The following is a 19,324-nucleotide window of genomic DNA, read 5'->3' as shown; positions in this document are numbered from 1 at the left end:
ACAAAAAATAACTTTAAAATCAAATACTTAAAACAAATATTCATAGCACCTTAGGGCCGTTTTCACTCAGCCCGAAAACCCAAAGAAAATAAGAGACTTGCGAACATGAGCGTTTCACCCTGAGACACAATCGTGGCCATTGAAGGCCCTTTGAGACAGTGTGCATCGCAGTGACCATGGCGACCGACTTAAAAGACGCTCAATGAGCGCCCCAAGTACGCCCTTACGCCGTCCCTGCCCCCAATCCATCTTCAAGTGGCCCACCGAAGCATATTCACCGCTTAAACGATGCCGCAGGCAAATATCGTCTCTTTTAGGACACAAGGTTATCGTTTAAACAGATTGGATGCTTAGAGATTGCTATGCCGAAGAGAGATGCATGGCTTGGCCTTTCATTTTGTTTGTACTTTTTTGATAACAAGCAACATAAAACACCTCACATTCATATCCAATATGGTCGTTATGAGCCAATCGTCGCCATTGAAACAGGTGAAAACTGAGAAGGTTATTGGCCAAACAAGCAACGAAAACGAGCAGAATCACACATTGAAAACAATCGAGAAAAACGGATGACCATGTGGAAAAAAGCCGTTGCTGGTATTAACCCAGGTAAATTATAGGTGACGTATGTTAAAAGTAATTGATGTTGATTTGGTCGCTGATTTTACGCTTGAGCTTACTTTTAGTGACGGCTATATCGGTGAAGTAAACTTAACTGAGTATTTTCAAAAAGAAGCATTTCGCCATGTACCTGATTTTAAAAAGTTTGCATGAAAGGCTGACGGCTCCCTTGATTAGAGTGGTGTTGAACTATCAGCGGCAACGTTAAAGGAAATCGCGGTTGGCCGTTATACTGAATCGGATTTAACGCCTTTTGACGTTAAAGAAATGGAAAGAGTAATCAAGCAGGCATCATGGGATTCAATGCAAGAAGGTCGAGCTGACATTTTGCAAGCGGCCATCCGCTCTTATGTCGAGCAATTTGGTCACAATGCTGGCATTGAGCGCGCAGGTATTAGAGGTAGAACGAGTGCTTATCGTTCATTAAAACCTGAAACAACACCCAGTTTTGGCACTTGGGTTCAATTAGGCCATGCCGTTATTGAATTAGCTAAAGATAGAGTGCCTACTTATTTGTAGGCCTTTTTACTTTGTCTGTCTAAATATTGATAAGTGTTGCGATCCAAAAAGGCAACAAAACTCAAGCTCTTCTACCTCGCCCCCCTCGTCCGAGCGGGTGGTGACTGTCTTTTCTATCCGTGTAATTGGTGCCACTTTTCGAGCTGAGACGGTCTTAGGCCATATCGTACCAAGACCCCTTCGTGAATTCGTCTTATCTCTTCTAATGCAAGGGCGCTAATGTTTTGCCTATCCGTTTCTTGCTCGTTGCTTATCAGTAATTCTATGATATCCAGGGGCTGTGACTCTGGTGTCAGTATGACTTGTTTAACTATCTCCTTTATCTTCGCTCGATATTGCAGGCGTTGCTGATCCGGTTTTACTAACTCTTGTTTCACCGCTAGGTATTCTTTTGTTGAACGCTCGTACGCCCATAAATACAGATCACGAAGAAGCTCGATTCTATTCATTTCATACACACCATACACCGCTTTGCTGTAGGCTTTTTCGGGGACATCTAGGAACGTAAGAGGACATACGTTAGCTTTAAGCAACGGGATATTCGCAGCCAAACGAGAGGTGCGCTGATTAATGTCAGCGAAGGGTTGTAAGTAAGGCAAATGCACCATGATAAAAAATGATTGCTCAAATGGATCGAGAATTTGATTCGCTTTATTAAGAATCGACTCCAGTTGGATAAAAAGTACCTCTTCGGATGACATTGGCTTATAAACGCTGCCCCCTATCTCTACCACATGACTACGCACTCGCCCTTCATCAGACGGGTTGGCTAATAAGTTTTCTGAAAGCGCACTGTGCAAATTCAATATAGTGAAACGATTGAACTCAATGGAATCGACATTATCAATCAACAATTCAATCGCTGATTTATGATTTAAAATCATCTGTGTATCGATGATGTCTTTTCCTTGTGCAAACTGACCATGCTCAATTAACTCTACCGTGTCTAGTCGACTATAAGTATTCCCTTCAAGGTGGCTGGATGCCCAAGATAAGTCGATTAATAAACGATTGTAAATATCTCTTCCATACGTGCCCGCAGGCTGTGTCGCATAGATGGTTTTTCCCATACGGTGTAACTGACGACGAATAGGTTCAGAAAGGTAGTAAGTTTTATTTGGGGAGTACTCATCTAAAAAATCACGTGAATAACCAACAGGATCACGCTCAAAAATAGGCTTACTTAGATAATTAAGAATGTCATAACTGTCAGGTGAAAGTGGGATCGATTTAGGAAAGTCATTGTGATCGTTATGGCTAGAATTGGATATAGCTTCTCTAACGAGGCTCGCAATGTATTGACGAGAACGACCGTCACCAATGGCTTCTATCTGTTTATCTTCAATCAGCTTGTTAAGCCAGCGCTGAAGCGTACGACGAATTAATTCAGGATGATCCATAATAATGTCTGAAATGGACACAGGGCGACACTGTTGCTCGATATAACGTTGGATTTCAAACCTATTCATGACAAACACCCTTTTAATTGTGACACTTTCGTTGACTTAAGTGTCACAATTATGGCGTGATTATCATTTAGTGACAACTATAGTGTCACAGTAAAGATGGACTTATCCAGATCGTATGCCCAAACAAAGATGGATCTGTTGTCTCAATACTGGACACCAAGTTAAGTGACTTCCCATACTTTTGGTTATTCATAAATGGCTAATTTAGGGGAAGCAGTAATACGGCCTTATCACTGCTCACTTATCACCAACTTGTCATTCTCACCTGCCCTTACTTTCGACCTATTCGACACTCATCTTCTTTAAAACCAACATCGAACCACAAATGCATTCGACGAAAGGACGGCGCCAAACACCATCAGGCAAACAACTCAGACTGTAGTGGATTAGCAGATTTGGTCACATAAGTAGAGCTCTAGAGATAAGAACAAGTAAGTCTAAATTGGCGGCTGCATTCTGTGATAGCTACCTGCCGAATAGGATGGGGCAGATCGGAGCTAAATGGCCCTTTTAGAGAAATATGCCTGAGTAAACGTCAAGTCTATCAAGCCTTAGGACAGAATGCGCTTTAGAAATTCTGCCTAAATTTTTCAGCAATCAAACCCAAGTTATGCATGATAGTTCTATTACGAGCTTGCTCATGAGCATCAGGTACTAAGATCGCAATGAACAGGAAACAGCTCGGTTCATTCCAGCCTTGGCAATACACTAAGTGCTTATCACTTGTTTGCTAAAACTGGATAGAACTTAAGAATGGAGCATCAGTAACAGCTAAGTGAATGTGCTTCACTTCTTCTGACTTCAGGATTAGTAATGTATTGGGATGATCATAAGCTTCATCACGACCAAAGAATTCTGGTTTTTGACCCGTCTCCTTATAGTACCTAAAATCTTTAGTCAAAGAATGAAGCTCACTTTCAGTAAGTGCATCAATTCAGATGTTATGCCTAAAAACTCGAATATTTAATGAATTACTCACTCTTGAAACTCACCCAAAGTATTCTCATCAAGTTCTGTTAATGCTTGAGCATTCAGGTGGGCAATGACTTCTAAGCGAGCACTCATTGGTCTAAATAATGAAGCAGAGTCAGCATTCTGGCCTTCTAGAGCTTTCATAAGTCCTTCAAAAAAAGTTGCGCTCATCATATAACCAGCAGGCTCATTGTTCGATAAAACGACGACAGGCTCCCCTGATAAGCAATCTTTGAAGTGCTTTCTAGCTTCGCTTGATGACACTGCTTTTTCTGCATAAATTGTACTTGTTTTCATAGCACCCTCACGTACTCAACCATGTACTTAAAATCGTACTCGCGTGTTGATTATTTGTACAAATCTTAGTTGCTTTTGAATCTATCTTGTCACGAAATAGGACATAATGTTTTAAAATGGCAGCGTACCTATGCAATCGCTGCCATTTTAGTGTGACACTTTAATACTCAGTAACGAGCTTTATTAATCTCCCACCGCTTCATCACCGATAACTTTGCGCCACTACCGACTTCCATCCGCAGATACTGCAGTTTCATTCCAATCCGCAAGTACATATCTTTTTGCTCAATGCCCTGATTTTTAACAACTTCAACCAAAAGCATAACTATTTCATCGACACTTTTCATCGCCGCCACAAACAACAAGCCACTGTAAAATAGCCCAAAAACCTCTTTAAAGCGGGACATGTGCCGACGTCCTAAAAAAGACGTGCCCCCCTCCAAATACCCCCGAGCTTCGCCTCTTCCCCGTTAGGTGACCTTTCTGCGTCCACCTCATTGACCGCCTCTAGACGTTAGTAGTTAGGACGTTAGATATCGCCTTATGAGTTTGAGTCAGAATTTGATAGCGGCAGATTTGACCTAAGCAATAATGGGGGGAATTTCAGAGGGAGAACGTGCCACGAGGAGGAGTTCAGTCTGTGACGTTATTGTTGAGTCGACGACATTTACGCACTCGTGGTTAGTTTTACTCATCCACGACACATCGAAGTACTATGATTAAAGATAGTTAAGCATGCATTGATAGACATTAAACTAAGCCGAATACGAACACTAAGTCCAACGATAATGTGACATTCTCTTGCTTTTGAATAATCGCATGATATGCAGATTTGTATACCATGACATCAGAAACTAAAAACGAGAGGATACACAATGAATATTGCTACAAAATTGCCAAGCGCTGAAGAAATGGCACTGGCTAAGCTTGGTAGCCAAGAGTTGTCAGCCGTTATAGAAATTAATGGTGAGGCTCAAAGGATTAATGTTGTCGATAAGTCTGGTAAGACTCACGAAATCACTATTCCAGTAAGCGCATTGAATATGATGATCGAGGTGCTGACTCAATTAGGTCAAGGCAACTCTGTTAGCATCACACCTATTCATGCGGAACTCACAACGCAAGAAGGTGCTGATATGCTAAGCATGTCTCGTCCTACTTTCATTAAGCTTCTGGATTCTGGTGATATTCCGTTTAGTCGTACTGGCAACCGTAGAAAGGTAGCTTATGCTGATCTTATGGAGTACAAGCACCGCCTAGAAGAGAACAAACTAACTGCTCTTGCTGAACTATCAGCATTAGACCAAGAAATGGATATGGGATATTAATGGCGTCATATACGGTAATTCTAGACGCATGTGTCATGTATCCAGCTCCACTTCGAAGCTAACTAATGCACTTGGCCAACACTGGCCTGTTTAGAGCGCGATGGACAGAACAAATACATGATGAATGGACTCGAAATCTACTGAAAAATAGGCCAGAGCTGAATACAGAGCAACTGCAAAGAACTCGACAGTTAATGAACGCGAATGTTCCAGACTGTTTGATTGAAGGGTATGAGCCTTTAATTGATGGCCTTACTTTACCCGATGTTAATGATAGACATGTTGTCGCTGCCGCTATTAAAGGTCAGGCTGAGTCTATTATTACGTTTAACCTAAAAGACTTTCCTTCTAGCGAACTCGAACCTTTAGGTCTATCGGCAATACATCCAGACGAGTTCCTGTACGACATGTTCGAATTGGACAATAGCGCATGCGTTAAGGCAGCTCAGCAACAAAGAGCTTCATTAAAAAGACCACCAATGAGCCAAGACGAGTTCTTAGCTTACTTACAAAAACAGAGACTCCCAAGCTTCGTCTCACACTTAAAGAGCTTCAAGCTTCAAGTTGATGCTTTAGATCTGATTTGTAGTAACAAGTGTCGTCGACTCGACAAAAATCAGCCAGCATAGATTTTGTTCGATTATAATTTAGCGACACTTGCCCCGTTTAACTTAATTGCATATAGTTGGTAGTGATTAACTTACCTATTGTTATTTAGCCTATTTATGTTTAACCACTTTTCTGACTCTTGGAAAGTGGTTTTTTTTACTTTTCCATACCGATAGGGGTAGGGCTCTTCATTAGTTGCTAATTTAGCAAAAGCACTGACAAATAAATGCCCGAAGACGAGTTAGTGAGGAGTACGGCTAACAAAGTTTTGCCACATCAGTTTCACCAAAAAGCTAATGTTCTCGGTCGAGTGAATTTTGGCCCAACATAAGTATTTATAAATTATGTTATCTGACATGAGCAAATCGGAAACATGATCAACCCCAACAATCAGAGAGCCACGGTTGATTAAAGCTTAGGCCACATCAATATATGCACATTGCTTCGCATCACAATTTCACTTAGTAACCACAATACTAAGACAACCGCGTCTTGACAGTATTCAACTTAGAGCATAGCTTTTGTTGTACGGTTCAATATGTAAGGGTAGAAAACTTGATCTTATCGTTAAACTTAAGAGTTTTAATTGTAGACGACTCAAGAGGTTGCACTATTCTTATCAGGCAGCAGCTAATTAAACTCGGGGTTTCGTATGAAAATATAATCATCACAACCAGCTACCAGCAAGCTATCAAAGCAATTGAAACCCATCATTTTCAAATACTTCTCATCGATTACCATCTAGAACAATCTCTAACGGGTTTTGAATTATTAGGCATCCTCTATCGTAACCGACTCATTGATCAAACAGTTGCAACGATACTGCTCTCTGGTGATAGGCGTCAAGAAACAGTATTAACGGCTTTATCTGGTAGGGCGCAACACTTTATTTCCAAACCCATTAACACTGTTGTTCTTGGAAATAAAATCCAAACAGCCTTATATGAAGCCAAACAAATCACCCAATTAACCCAGCTTTACCCAATCAGTCAACAGGCTACGCTCAATTTAGCATTAAACATTCCGAATGCAGACACAAAAGTGATGTTTGAAGCCACGTTAATAGATCATTTGCTCGCTGGCAAGGAGTGGGAGCTGCTCTCGTATTTACTCAAAAAATCTAAGACGAAGATGCACCCAACCAAATTGGTAGCGGAAGCATTGACTTTGTATGAATTCGGCAAACCAAAATCAGCGATAGATAAACTCCACAACTATCTTGTGAAGCAACCTCTCTCTTTGAATGTGATGGATTGTTTGAGCTCTATTTACGAAAAACATCAGATGTTGGTACCAGCCTTAAAATTGGCAATACGCACCTTTGAATTAACACCGAGTATCAATCATCGTGCACTCCGTGCCATCGACTTAGCAGAGAACGTCGGCAACACTGCAATGCTACTCAAGTTAGGGAAGACTTACGCTGACAGCATTTCATCTGCAGACACCGATGTAATAAATTCTATATCAACCTACTTCAAATCGTTAAAGGCGATATACGAACGCGAGGCAAACATGGTCAGTAAGAAAGTGCTGATAAAACATGCCGATCAATTTACAGCGCAAGTTCGTTTAAAATTCCCCAGTAAACTTCAAAATCAATTACTTTCGAACTTGGCGATCTTTCATTGCCACATCTTGATATTTGAAGAAAATGAAAAATCGGCTCATCAAAAATTAATGAGAGCGACGACCTTACTTTCTGACTCTTTTAACGATGAGCCCAGCGATTTATTCAACCAATTATTACCATTGTTTATTCATTTTGGTGAGTATTCTTTATATCGCACAGTAAAGGAAGGTCGCCAAACTCAAGACGCTCCTCTGTTAAAACAAGCTCAAAAACAAACGCTGTCACCTTCAGCGTTAACCCTTACTGAAAACTCGAAGTCGATAGAATATATTAAGGGATACGTTCACAACTTCCCATATTCGGTGTCGGCTAAGCTGGACTACTTATACGCAACCAATAGCAAAACAATTCAAAAAAAATGTAGTGATAATATGGTACAAGAAATAACGCAACTAGAACTGCCAGAAAGGTGGAAAAAATGGATTAATGACTCACTTGGCAATGGTTTCACCATCAAGCCACCTAGCCCATTTTAAACAATCAGATGATAGGGACCTTGAGACTGATTTGAATACTTTGAAGGCTTTATTTGCGGACCTTAGAGATAGGTCTACCCCGTATCGTGTATTCTTAGTCAATACGATACGTTTCAGGCATACCTGCCCCAGTAAGCTTGTTTAACGTTTTTATTATCCCGTAAGTATCCCTCATCTGTGCATTGTAATTTCTTAAGCTCAAAAGTCCTTCTAGCATAAGTGCTCACCAAACCCTATTGACATAAAAAATGTGACCTGCGCACTTGCTCCGTAAGCGCTCCATAAACCCCGCATTCTAATCGCCTAGCGCGAAGAATAAGATCAAGTCTCCAACCATGAGGAGATTTGAAATGGGAAAACGACACACTAATCAAGAATGGCAAACACTCATCGAGCAGTCTGAATCGAGTTCATTGTCAACGCTTGCATTTTGTAAGATTAATGAACTCAATCCCTCGACGTTTTATGCTAAGCGCCAGCAACTCAAAAAAGCAGATGTCTCTCAAGGCTTTTTACGGGCAGAGGTCGTCGAAAAGACAACGAAGTATCAAGCTCAAATAGCCACCGCTAACATGACACTCCTCATCAATGATGTGGAGTTGAGCATTCCTCAAGGCACGCCCGCTGCCTACCTGGCAGAACTCATTGGAGCCTTGTCATGAAACATATGCTCAGCGCACCAGAGATTTATCTGTATCGTGAGAGTGTCGATTTTAGAAAGTCCATCAATGGCCTCGCGGCGATTATCGAAAGTGACACCGATTTACCCTTGGGAAGCGGCGCACTGTTCCTGTTCACCAATAAACAGCGCGACAAAATCAAAGTGCTGTACTGGGATGAAACTGGCTTTGCGCTTTGGTATAAACGCCTTGAAAAAGCCAAGTATAAATGGCCTACAAAAGAGCAAAATGAAGTGTTTACCCTGACTCAATTCGAACTTGATAGACTGCTTTCTGGCTTCACGATTATCGGCCATAAACCCGTTCAAATAAACGATTTTACAATGACTTAATCGATAATAAAGCCTTATCTGCCAAGCGTTAACAGCATGATTTTAGTATAATCAATGCCATGAAAAAGACGCCAGATATCAACCCAGAAAGCCAAGATATTGCCGAGCTACAAGCGATGGTGAAAGCGCTGATGGCGTCAGAAAACCAATGGAAACAAGAGCGTCAATCTCTGCTTGAGCAACTCAAACTTGCTTTCGACCGCCAGTTCGCAAAACGCTCGGAGGCGTTAAAGCCTTACGATGAATCTCAAGGTGACCTCTTCAACGAAGTGGAATGTGAAGCCGCTAAGGGAGAGGTGGTTGAGGTAACAACGACCACAACGAAGAAGCGTGGTAAACGCAAGCCACTTCCAAAGACTTTGCCTCGTGAGGTTATCGAACTCGATTTAGACGACCATGAAAAACAGTGTGCATGCTGCCAATATAGTCTGCATAAAATCGGTGAAGACCGCAGTGAGAAACTTGAGTTCTCACCAGCCGTGCTCAAAGTGCTGGAATATGTTCGTCCTAAGTATGCTTGTCGTCAGTGCGAGCAAACTGAAGACAAAAGCTACATCGTTCAAAAGCCAGCGCCCCAGAGCATCATCCCTAAAAGCTTCGCGACAGAAAGCTTGCTAGCCAACATCATCCTTGGCAAATATCAATACGCAATGCCACTGTACCGCCAAGAGTCGCTGTTTACTCAGTCGGGTATTGAGCTATCGCGAACTACTATGGCAAGGTGGGTTATCCAAGTCAGTGAGAAGTTCAAACCGCTGTATGCGGCCTTGAAAGAGCATCTACTCCAACAAGTGGTGGTTCAGGCAGATGAAACGCCGCTCAATGTCCTCAAAGAAGATAAACAGTATTATATGTGGCTCTACTGCTCGGGCGCAGACTCGCCCGACGCTGCACTGCCGAATGTAAAGAATATCGCCTTGTACGACTATCAAAACAGTCGCGCGAGGGCATGCCCTGTTGCCTTCTTGGGGGATTACAGTGGTTATCTGCAAACCGATGGCTATGGTGCCTATGATGGTCTTCATCACGTAACCAATGTTGGTTGCTTGGCGCATGCACGGCGTAAGTTCATGGATGCTAAGAAGCTTCAAGGTAAAGGTAAGTCAGGCAAAGCAGATAAAGCGCTAGCCAAAATCCAGAAGCTCTATGGGATAGAATCGCGCTTAAAAGGTGCGACTGTCGAAACACGAAAAGCAGAACGTCAACAGTATGCCAAGCCGATATTGGATGAGCTGTGCGACTGGATGACGTCTCAACAAGTAATAAGCTCTAGTCCATTAGGAAAAGCGATTAAGTATACGCTCGGCCAATGGCCGAAACTTATCCGCTATATCGATGACGGTCATTTATCTATCAATAATAATCGTGCTGAACGCGCCATTAAACCGCTGGTCATTGGTAGAAAAAATTGGCTCTTCTCGAACACACCAAATGGTGCTGATGCGAGCGCGATGCTTTACAGCATCGTCGAGACGGCGAAAGCCAACGGCCTTATCCTTTACGACTACATGGTCAAGTGCATGAAAGAGCTAGCGAAAGTTGAGCCTGATATCGATGCGCTCCTACCTTGGAACTTCAAACATTAACAACATCGCCCCGTGGGTTCATGGAGCGTTTACCCTACGGAGCTCAGGAAGGTTAAATCTTTTACCTTATTTGCCTGCGCCCACTGAATGGCAAATACAGGCGCAATTGAGCCCGAAATAATCACCTCTTCGATAATCTCGGTCACGTGGTTTTTACTAATAAATGACCGCTGGTACATACTATTTCAATTACTAAATCAGCTGCGAAATGACGGAAGTTCAATCAGTCTGTGCGGTGAACAAATATCAGAAGTGTTTGTCGAGGTGATGGGAGTTGATATGGATTTTGAGCAAGTGGTATAAGCATTAAATTCATTGTGGGTTATGTACTTACTACTTGGTGTAAGAAGTAGAAGGTAATTCTGTGCTCAATTAAGTTCAAAGTAGCTATGTAGTTACGGATTTGGTGCTATAGAGAACAAATTTGTTAATAAAGCGTGAGCCAGCCCTATTAAAAGCTCGATTTTAAAGTTAACTTTATCAGCTTGAATGTGGTATTAATTTCCCTCCATCATCTAATAAAGCAAGGAATAAATAATGGAGCAATGGTTACCTAGTTTAATCACAGAAACGCCTAGTGAGGGTTTTGAACTGGCGATTAAGTTGAGCAGAATGGGAGTAAAGAAAACTCAACCAGACATGGAGGTTTTACATAAGTTAAGACCCGAATACTCAGAAAGTGCATCGCTGCTTATTGAATCATCAAAGACAATTGCAATGCATTTTCAGACAGTATCTCAGGCTAATAACTATTGGAGAGATAATTAAATTCACATAAGGCCTTGTGATTGTAGAGGCCATTTAACGTTACAGTCGTTGTGCGTAGGTAAAATGACATGGTCGATTTACCATAATCACTTGGTGTGCACCTCAACCAAGCCTATTAACTAGTGCGATTATACTCATCGCACTAGCTCTTCAAGCATGTGTGGAACAAACTTTTGTCGGATAAGCGACACCTATTACCGAGGTAAACACCCCGGCTTTGTTGCGTAATTCAATGGAACTAAATCCAGAGCCTACGAGCTGATCAGCTACGTCCACTATCTCTCGTAGTCTCATGTCTAAACCTCGTTACAAAACAACCAACTGGAAGCAATGCAACCAATCACTCATTAACCGTGGCTCTCTGACCTTTTGGATTGATGAAGAGGCGATAAGCGGGTGGGCGCAAAGCAAACAGAATAAGCGCAGGAGGCCTCGTCGGTTTAGTGATCTAGATATCACGACAGCGCTCATGGTGAAGCGAGTTTTTTCTATATTGCTGAGAGCGCTGTAAGGGTTTATCGACTCGATCTTTAGACTTGCCCATATTCCATTAAGCTGTCCACATTACACCTGCATCAGTCGTAGAGCCAAGCAAGTTGAGGTCTCATTTAAGACTAAAAAGAGAGGAGCAATACAGCACTTAGTTATTGATGCTACAGGCCTTAAGGTTTATGGCGAAGGTGAATGGAAAGTCAAAAAACACGGGACGGATGGCAAACGTAGAGTCTGGCGAAAGCTTCATATTGCCGTCGAGCTAAGTTTATCAACGGTTACAGTTGGAGAAGTACTCCCGAATTTACTGAAACAAACACGGCGAAGTATCTTTGAGTTGTCTCGTGATGGCGCTTACGACACGAGAGCGTGCCACGCTGCTATTAAGATTAAACGAGCCGTTGCGCTTATTCCTCCAAGAGAAGGGGCAGCCTTATGGGAGCGTGGTCACCCTCGAAATCTCGCCGTGGGTTGTCAGAAGTTAAACGGCTTGAATAAGTATTGGAAAGAGCGGTTTGGATATCACAAACGTCCACTCTCTGAAACAGCGATGTAACGAGTTAAACAGTTGCTAGGAGGGCAACTGAACTTAAGAAATTACAATGCATAGGTAGGTGAAAATTACGCGACGATAAAAGCGTTGAACAAGCTTACAGGGTTAGATATGCCTGAAACTTATCTTATTGACTAAGAAACACACGAAACGGGTTAGCTCTGTCTCTCAACTTAATTACGCAACAAAGCCTCGACGATATGTCCTACACCAAGATAAACAGGACATAGAGTATGAACAACAACTTCAGTTATTGAAGAACTGATAGCGTGGACGCCCCCTTCTAGGGGGCTATAAAGCAAAACCGTCTTCTAAGAAGGCGGATATTTTTTGTTAATTTACAGACTCATTTAAGCGGAGAAGAACCCATTCCCTAATGTCATACGAGATCAGGGTCGTGCACACTATTGGACAAAACTTTACAAAAAGTCATATCTACCCTCCTAATTATTGAACAATGTGTCAGGATCGTAGCTCTTAACGAGTTGTGCACCAACCGAAAGGAAGTCAGCAAGAGCAGTGTTTTGTCCCTCTTGTGCGGTAATTTCAATTATACTTGATCTTGTATGCGTGTGTTCTGTGGTTGTAGCGTTACTGCGAAAATCAAAAGAGCGGGGCATGCGCGAGTGATAATGTTGAGTGACTTTGAGATTTGGTATACCTCTTCAGTTGGGTGGATTTGTTCTACTTGAAGCAAAGTATACTTGTTGGTATTTTTAGATAAATGTGGCTATATTTATAATCTCAATATATAGAACAATAAGGATATCAAAATCCAACTGTACGATTTTTATTGAGGACTAGGTTTTTGTGACTCAAATAAGTGGCTGTGGCTTATCAAAAAGATAGCCTTGTGCTAGATCGATGTTCAGTTGCTCCGCCATATCGAGCTGTACGTGCTCCTCAATCCCTTCAGCTAAAACAGCGCCACCGTAGTCATGAACCGCTTTGACGACCGCTTTTATTTCATCAACTAGAGTAGGATCAAACGTAAGTCTGCTGATGATTTTGATGCAAAGTTTGACTACCTCTGGTTTGACTTCATCGATCAGCGCCAAATCAAAAAATCCGCAGCCAACATCGTCAAGCCAGAACTGATAGCCTTGCTTTCTCAATTGAGCCATTCGCTGTTTTATTGGTTGCCAGTCACGTATCGGTAAGTGTTCAGTGAGCTCAATCTTAATTCTTTCAGCCAGTGCGTAGCGGTTTAGTATCTGAAATACGGTTTTATCTAACAACAGGTTAGGAGCAAGATTAACGGTGTAACATCCTATAGATGTATGGGCGGCAATGTTTTCAAGATGAACTTCGAGGATGACAATTTCCAATTGCCTGCTGAGTTGTTGTGATTGAGCAGCGATAAACAACTGATCGGGTCGATGCCACAAGGAGTCTGAAGGACCACGAACTAAAACCTCATGTCCATAAGTGGTCTGGCGTTTAAGATCTCTAATAGACTGAACATATGAATATAGTGAACGCTCACTTAAGATATCACTCAGTGAAACAGCAGTCCCTGTTTCAAGTGGTGTTTGGCTTTGGTTCATGTCGCAATTTTCCTTGTTTGCTTACACGCTATCGGAGTTAAGCATTTCTTTTCTGGTCCGTTTTATCATTCAGTTGCAGATAAGATAAAGAGTTGAGGATCTGTTCCGCGAGTTCATGGTTGTTGCCCGAGAGGCTTATTGATAGCTTGGTGCCTTCAACTAGGGCTTCCATGTTTTGCTTAACCGTGTTGGAGTCGGACAGTTGAGCCTCAATGGCGTCCATGATGGTTTTAGAAGCTGTTTTACTATCAAGCGACATGTTCATCAAGTTCTTCATGTTATGCATGGTGTTTTTGGTTACTTCTGAGCTAAGAATAATGACGTCCTCAACCTCTTTTTGTTTGTTGAAAATGCTGTCTGATATCTTTGAAATCGACGCCATTTCAGTGTCGATGTTCTCAGCAGACTGATTCGCCGTGTTCGCAAGTTGACGGACTTCGTCTGCGACTACTGCAAAACCGCGGCCGTGCTCCCCAGCTCGAGCGGCTTCAATCGCGGCATTAAGCGCCAACAGGTTTGTTTGTGCAGCGATACCTTTAATAGAATCCACCAATTGGGTGACGTTCTTGTTAATCTCATTCAGTGATTCGAGCAGTTCGCTAAACTGGCAGATCTTTTCTTTGGAAACTAATACTTGCTCTTCCAAAGCCTCCAGCTTGTCGATGGTATTAGCCGCAGTTTCTGCCGTTTGACTGGAGTATTGATGGCTCTCACAAGACAGCTTGTTAATACTTTCTGACTGCTCGATAAAGTGATTCACTAACTCATAGCTCTGTTTAATCGACTCAGCACGACTTCGTGACGCTTTATGGACATTGGCTGCATTGACGTAAATTTTCTTCGCATAGTCGGTGGGATCATTCTGTTTGAATAGAGAGTACTTTTCAGAGACTTTCTTCAGTTCTGCAAGATGGCTAGTATGAACTTCGACAATATCCGATGACGGTTTTTTAAACGAAAATATCATTATTAGACGGCCTTCTTTCGGGATTGAAGAGTTGCAGAAACGCTGGCTTGGGTAGACACACAAAAGGGTACGCAGTAAGTCATCAAGATCTTAATGATCAGCGTTATGTCAATGTTGCTGGAGAGCAATTTGTCACCGTGATTAATGAACATAAGAATGGTGCCAACTATGAGAGAAACCTTGAGTGAGCGTTTCAGTATCGTAGGTTCGCCTGCGGTTTTAATAAACTGAGCTAAAGGCATCTGCAACCTCTGTTTAGATGAGTATTGTTTTGGTGAATCATATATATTATTGAACGTTTGTTCAAATTAATAGTGGTGTTCAACTGTAACTTACGTAAGGTTAATTGAGTATATTCAATCGCTAAAAGTTCTATGTGCCTTAGCAGTGTTCTTTCGCATTGAGGCTTTGTTGTGTAATTCGATGTAAGTAAATGTCAATGGCGTTGTTGACTAAATCAGTTGAACCTTTCCTCAATACTGCGATCTGATCCCATGTAGTCAAAACATGGTGATGTTTTGGGTAAATCTAAGAAGAAGATAACGAACTGGAGTGAATATAATGAAGCCTTGTGCAAAAGAGGCTCAGTAACGTTTTTGGATTGACGACTCTGCCGTTGAAGCATGGCAATGCAAAAGCCACCATGGCAAACGTGGTAGAGGCTTTCAATTTCCTGATACTGCTATTGAAACAGCTTTGATGATTAAAGTGTATTAATTCAGACTAGATCTGACACTTCAATTTGAAAAGAAGAGAGTTACCACTTTGATTAAAGGTGCTTAGTCATCAATCAAAGACAATAAGAGGTAACTCTCATGCTTCATACTAGCAATCCAATCATCAAACACAAAGCTGGGCTTCTCAATCTTGCAGAAGAGCTTGGTAATGTATCTCGAGCCTGTAAGGTTATGGGTGTCTCTCGAGACACGTTTTATCGCTATCAAGAGTTGGTTGAAACTGGCGGTATTGATGCTCTGATTAATCAGAGCAGAAGAACACCAAACTTAAAGAATCGAGTCGATAGTGAAACTGAACAAGCCGTCCTAAAATACGCCATCGACTTTCCTGCTCATGGGCAAGTTAGAACAAGCAATGAACTACGTAAACTGGGTGTCTTTATCTCTCCAAGTGTCGTGCGTTCAATCTGGCTCCGCAACGACCTAGAAAACTTCAAAAAACGCCTCATTGCCTTAGAAAAACAAGTTGCTGAGAACGGTATCATTCTAACGGAAGAGCAAGTCGCAGCTCTCGAGCGCAAAAAGCATGATGATGAAGTTTGTGGTGAGATAGAGACCGCACACCCAGGCTATCTAGGCTCTCAAGACACATTCTATGTTGGCAATCTTAAAGGGGTTGGGCGTATCTATCAGCAGACGTTCGTTGATACCTACAGCAAAATAGCTTTCGCAAAACTCTACACGACAAAAACACCAATCACCGCAACAGATATGTTGAATGACAAGGTTCTGCCGTTCTTCGAGAATCATGAGCTGCCAATGTTGAGAATCTTGACAGACCGAGGTACTGAATACTGTGGCCGTGTTGATCAACATGACTATCAACTCTATCTGGCCATCAATGATATCGACCACACAAAAACGAAAGCAATGTCACCGCAGACAAATGGTATCTGCGAACGCTTCCACAAGACCATATTGAATGAGTTACCAAGTAACATTCAGAAAAAAACTGTATGGCTCGATGGAAGAGTTGCAGAAAGATCTGGACGAATGGATGGACTACTACAGCAATCATCGTACCCATCAAGGAAAAATGTGCTGCGGCAGAACGCCAATAGAAACATTAGAGGATGGGAAATCAATCTGGGCTGAAAAGAATTTAGCCCAGATATAATCTGACAGTCACCGAGTCTAAAAGTGGGTAACTGTCAGATCAGGTCTGAATTAGTACAAAACCATAGAACGAGTTAATAACTGACGACTGGTTTCAAGAAAATGGAGTCCTTGCTGGTCAATTGTTTTGGGCTTACTGCATTTAAGATCAATTTGTAATGCGGCATTCGCTACAGCTAACGCATCATTCGCGTCAGTTTTGTGGACCTTCAAGATTGCCTTTAGCTTTCTTTGGGTTAATGATTCGTACATCGTGACTAAACCGTTCAGCGAAACGTCCCCAATAATGGCAGCTAGCACACCCTTCAACAGCCACAATAGAAGGTGTAGTCGTAGAAGACAGCAAACGTATAAAAGTGAAACTAAAAGGCCTGACTCCGATAGAATATCGAACTCAGGCCTTGAAAGCCGCTTAACAAAAATGTCCAACTTTATGGGGTCACTTCAATGTCACTGGCTTAGGCTATTTATCTACATAGCTGCTACCTAAACGAACAGTAATTAAATTATTGCTTTTTACCACCGACTTGAATGTATTCGATACCGATAATACGATTGATGATCCCCATAGCAGAGCTTGTATCAGAGTTTGTTGAGCGAATTGTCTCAACCGTTGCTCCTTCTGGCACTAACTCCATTGCACGATCTTGAGTGTTACCAGGTACTTGGAAACCGATAATATTGAAGCTTTCAGCATGCGCTGTGTAAACCTCATCGTTATGGCTAATACCTGAACAACCTGCTAGAGAGATAACGCCTAAAACACACAATAACTTTTTCATAAAATACCTTAAGAATAATTGGGAATTTAGATAGTAAGCCTATGGCTTCAACTGCTAACAAAGTACGAATTAATAAGTAACGGTTTACTTTGCTTCTAATTAGCAGTGCTGTAATGACAAGCCATAAACGACCGTGTCATGATTATCTAGACTCAATAAGTTCATTGGGAGACAGCATCTCCCGACCGATGTTGGACATTATTCCAGAGATGTTTTGTAGTTACTGTATGGGTTTGTCAGTTGAGTCATTACATATCTGAATGGTAATAGTAAATACCGCACCTTTTAAGGTTGGGCTCTGACCAACCTCCACGGTTGCGTTGTGTTGAGCACAGATCTTATCGACGATTGAAAGCCCCAAGCCATGGCCACTCTTAGCTTTATTACGCGCTTTATCGCCCACGTAAAGGGTTCAAACAGACGAGCCTGGTGTTCTTGTGCTACGCCATCACCATCGTCATGTACCGCAATCTGTAGCTGATCTTGATGCACGCTGGCTTCAATCGACATCTGTGAACGTGCGAACTTCATTGCGTTACGTACTAGGTTATCTAAGGCTCGGATAAGCAGAGTTTCATCCGCTAGTATTGAGCTAGGTTGTTCTGGCAGTGATAAGTCGATGTTGAGCTCTGTGTCTTTGTTCCAGCGTGTCATCGCGTGCTCGAGAACGTCTCTTATCTCTAATGACTGGGGTTGCTTTTCGAGGTCAATGCTATCAAATTTGGCGTAGCACAACAGTTCTTCGACCATCTTTTCCATCTCTTCTGTATCTTCGATAATACTTTCAACGGTGTGTTGTTGCGATTCATTAAGCGGCGTGTCTTTGAGTATTTCAGTTTGCCATTGAATACGAAATATTGGCGTGCGTAATTCATGAGCAACGGCTTTGGTGAGTGAGCGGTTACTTTCAATTAAGTGATGAATTCGGTCGGCCATTAGGTTAAAGGATTTGTTCAGTGAACCAATCGCAATACCACTTGAAGTCTCGGCTCGTGTCGAGAGATCGCCTTCAGAAAAACGCAAAGTGGCAACCTCAAGCTTTCTAACACGGCGGAAAATAATTAACAGATGACTTACGCCGTAAACGATACAACTAGCCAAAAAGAATACCCAAATGAGGTTATCTTCCAATTCTATTTTTTCTCGAACAAATGCTTGATTATCGGGTAGGTAATGATAGGTGTTATCACTGCCTGCTAAACGAAACCAAAGATTTCGTTCATCATCGTGAAAGATAAAGCTATTCGGGTGAGTACTAAAAAACGCCGAAACTGGCCCCGGTATTTCATCATTTGAACTGAACGTGACGAGTATATTTTGAGAGGTCTCCACAAATTGATCTATCGCTTGATGAGCCGCTTTAAGGCTTTGATTTTTTGCAATGTTTGCTATGAGTTGCTGGTGGGCTGTCGCTTCGTAATCTTGCAGCACATAGTCGTAGTCGGTATTGAGTTGATAGACAGAAACTTCGTAGGCGACAATACCAATAAAAAAGCAAACTAACAGCCCCAATAAAGACTCCAAATAAATACGTCGCATAATCGTTCTCGTTTATTACGCTCGTAGTGAGCGAAGTTAATACCTAGCGGTTAAAAAAAATAAGTAGTCTTTATCGTGAATGATCTGAATTATTTTTGCTCGAGCATGGTCGTCACCGAGCATTTGTCTTAGGCGCACAACCTTGTTATTAATCGTCCGGTCGATCCTGTCATACTCAATGCTAACCAGTATCTTCGTCAAATAGTCAAGTGATTACGGCGTATCTGAATTGCTTGCTAATAAAGTCGATCAAACTCGCGATCTGTGAGTGATAAACTGCACCTGAAAGTTCATATTTATT

The 19,324-nt window shown here is 42.0% G+C and carries 14 protein-coding genes and 8 pseudogenes; 12 read left to right on the top strand and 10 right to left on the bottom strand.

Annotation, left to right across the window (positions count from 1 at the left end):
- Positions 1 to 362: 362 nt before the first annotated feature.
- Together ITG10_RS09330 and ITG10_RS09325 are read left to right on the top strand one after the other, a co-directional pair.
- Positions 363 to 634, top strand: a pseudogene (locus ITG10_RS09330) (DUF4160 domain-containing protein).
- Positions 628 to 1,140: pseudogene (locus tag ITG10_RS09325) on the top strand (transcriptional regulator). Before ITG10_RS09330 ends, ITG10_RS09325 begins: the two co-directional pseudogenes overlap by 7 nt.
- A 113-nt stretch (positions 1,141 to 1,253) precedes the next feature.
- Here ITG10_RS09325 and ITG10_RS09320 read toward each other — a convergent pair.
- From ITG10_RS09320 to ITG10_RS09310, 3 genes are all read right to left on the bottom strand, one after another.
- The gene (locus tag ITG10_RS09320; protein WP_248386369.1) at positions 1,254 to 2,609 is read right to left on the bottom strand and encodes a Fic family protein; all 1,356 of its coding nucleotides are present in this window, start codon (positions 2,607 to 2,609) and stop codon (positions 1,254 to 1,256) included.
- 975 nt (positions 2,610 to 3,584) lie between these two features.
- On the bottom strand, positions 3,585 to 3,878 hold the full coding sequence (locus ITG10_RS09315) for a hypothetical protein (protein WP_248386368.1): 294 nt from the start codon (positions 3,876 to 3,878) through the stop codon (positions 3,585 to 3,587).
- Between the two features lie 167 nt (positions 3,879 to 4,045).
- Entirely contained in the window at positions 4,046 to 4,285 is a 240-nt protein-coding gene (locus ITG10_RS09310; protein WP_017632887.1) for a hypothetical protein, read from the bottom strand.
- A 468-nt stretch (positions 4,286 to 4,753) separates the two neighbouring features.
- Here ITG10_RS09310 and ITG10_RS09305 point away from each other — a divergent pair, with 468 nt between their 5' ends.
- From ITG10_RS09305 to ITG10_RS09295, 3 genes are all read left to right on the top strand, one after another.
- Positions 4,754 to 5,206 (top strand): excisionase family DNA-binding protein, encoded by a 453-nt coding sequence (locus ITG10_RS09305; protein WP_017632888.1) that lies wholly within the window; start codon positions 4,754 to 4,756, stop codon positions 5,204 to 5,206.
- Between the two features lie 65 nt (positions 5,207 to 5,271).
- The gene (locus tag ITG10_RS09300) at positions 5,272 to 5,835 is read left to right on the top strand and encodes a PIN domain-containing protein (RefSeq protein WP_248386367.1); all 564 of its coding nucleotides are present in this window, start codon (positions 5,272 to 5,274) and stop codon (positions 5,833 to 5,835) included.
- 535 nt (positions 5,836 to 6,370) lie between these two features.
- Positions 6,371 to 7,924, top strand: coding sequence for a response regulator (locus ITG10_RS09295; RefSeq protein ID WP_248386366.1), 1,554 nt, complete (start codon positions 6,371 to 6,373; stop codon positions 7,922 to 7,924).
- A gap of 94 nt (positions 7,925 to 8,018) precedes the next feature.
- Here ITG10_RS09295 and ITG10_RS09290 read toward each other — a convergent pair.
- Positions 8,019 to 8,141: pseudogene (locus ITG10_RS09290) on the bottom strand (IS5/IS1182 family transposase); the annotation flags it as partial.
- 133 nt (positions 8,142 to 8,274) lie between these two features.
- On the opposite strand from ITG10_RS09290, the gene ITG10_RS09285 reads away from it, so the two are divergent.
- The 5 genes and pseudogenes from ITG10_RS09285 (at position 8,275) to ITG10_RS09265 (ending at position 12,473) form a co-directional block, all read left to right on the top strand.
- Positions 8,275 to 8,586 carry a hypothetical protein gene (locus ITG10_RS09285; protein WP_016768965.1) on the top strand — a complete coding sequence of 104 codons (312 nt, stop codon included), beginning with the start codon at positions 8,275 to 8,277 and terminating at the stop codon, positions 8,584 to 8,586.
- Positions 8,583 to 8,936 (top strand): IS66 family insertion sequence element accessory protein TnpB, encoded by a 354-nt coding sequence (gene tnpB / locus ITG10_RS09280; RefSeq protein ID WP_016791133.1) that lies wholly within the window; start codon positions 8,583 to 8,585, stop codon positions 8,934 to 8,936. The genes ITG10_RS09285 and tnpB overlap by 4 nt, the downstream gene beginning before the upstream one ends.
- Before the next feature lie 59 nt (positions 8,937 to 8,995).
- The gene (locus tag ITG10_RS09275) at positions 8,996 to 10,522 is read left to right on the top strand and encodes an IS66 family transposase (RefSeq protein ID WP_248386365.1); all 1,527 of its coding nucleotides are present in this window, start codon (positions 8,996 to 8,998) and stop codon (positions 10,520 to 10,522) included.
- Positions 10,523 to 11,059: 537 nt separating this feature from the next.
- A complete protein-coding gene (locus ITG10_RS09270; protein ID WP_016784144.1) occupies positions 11,060 to 11,290 on the top strand; it encodes a hexameric tyrosine-coordinated heme protein in 231 nt (76 codons plus the stop codon).
- A 292-nt stretch (positions 11,291 to 11,582) separates the two neighbouring features.
- Positions 11,583 to 12,473, top strand: a pseudogene (locus ITG10_RS09265) (IS5 family transposase).
- A gap of 677 nt (positions 12,474 to 13,150) precedes the next feature.
- On the opposite strand, the gene ITG10_RS09260 reads toward ITG10_RS09265, so the two are convergent.
- Genes ITG10_RS09260 through nrtS form a run of 3 tightly spaced genes read right to left on the bottom strand, consistent with a single transcriptional unit; the run spans position 13,151 to position 15,091 of the window.
- The gene (locus ITG10_RS09260) at positions 13,151 to 13,882 is read right to left on the bottom strand and encodes an EAL domain-containing protein (RefSeq protein WP_016769075.1); all 732 of its coding nucleotides are present in this window, start codon (positions 13,880 to 13,882) and stop codon (positions 13,151 to 13,153) included.
- A gap of 37 nt (positions 13,883 to 13,919) precedes the next feature.
- Complete coding sequence (locus tag ITG10_RS09255; protein WP_248386364.1) at positions 13,920 to 14,849, bottom strand: methyl-accepting chemotaxis protein; 930 nt, start codon at positions 14,847 to 14,849, stop codon at positions 13,920 to 13,922.
- A gap of 2 nt (positions 14,850 to 14,851) precedes the next feature.
- Positions 14,852 to 15,091 (bottom strand): nitrate/nitrite transporter NrtS, encoded by a 240-nt coding sequence (gene nrtS / locus ITG10_RS09250; protein ID WP_016769077.1) that lies wholly within the window; start codon positions 15,089 to 15,091, stop codon positions 14,852 to 14,854.
- 276 nt (positions 15,092 to 15,367) lie between these two features.
- Here nrtS and ITG10_RS09245 point away from each other — a divergent pair.
- A pseudogene (locus tag ITG10_RS09245) lies at positions 15,368 to 15,557 on the top strand (transposase); the annotation flags it as partial.
- A 107-nt stretch (positions 15,558 to 15,664) separates the two neighbouring features.
- Positions 15,665 to 16,703 (top strand): annotated as a pseudogene (locus ITG10_RS09240) (IS481 family transposase).
- 59 nt (positions 16,704 to 16,762) lie between these two features.
- Here the strand turns inward: ITG10_RS09240 and ITG10_RS26470 are convergent.
- The 3 genes and pseudogenes from ITG10_RS26470 to ITG10_RS09230 all read right to left on the bottom strand — a co-directional run.
- Positions 16,763 to 17,027: pseudogene (locus tag ITG10_RS26470) on the bottom strand (IS110 family transposase); the annotation flags it as partial.
- Positions 17,028 to 17,208: 181 nt separating this feature from the next.
- On the bottom strand, positions 17,209 to 17,484 hold the full coding sequence (locus ITG10_RS09235; RefSeq protein WP_016783988.1) for a hypothetical protein: 276 nt from the start codon (positions 17,482 to 17,484) through the stop codon (positions 17,209 to 17,211).
- 220 nt (positions 17,485 to 17,704) lie between these two features.
- Positions 17,705 to 19,023, bottom strand: a pseudogene (locus tag ITG10_RS09230) (ATP-binding protein).
- Between the last annotated feature and the right edge of the window lie 301 nt (positions 19,024 to 19,324).

This window comes from Vibrio sp. ED004 (assembly GCF_023206395.1).
Taxonomy (GTDB): Bacteria; Pseudomonadota; Gammaproteobacteria; order Enterobacterales; family Vibrionaceae; genus Vibrio.
The sequence above is the reverse complement of the archived record's forward strand: the minus strand, read 5'-3'. Positions and strand labels throughout refer to the sequence as shown.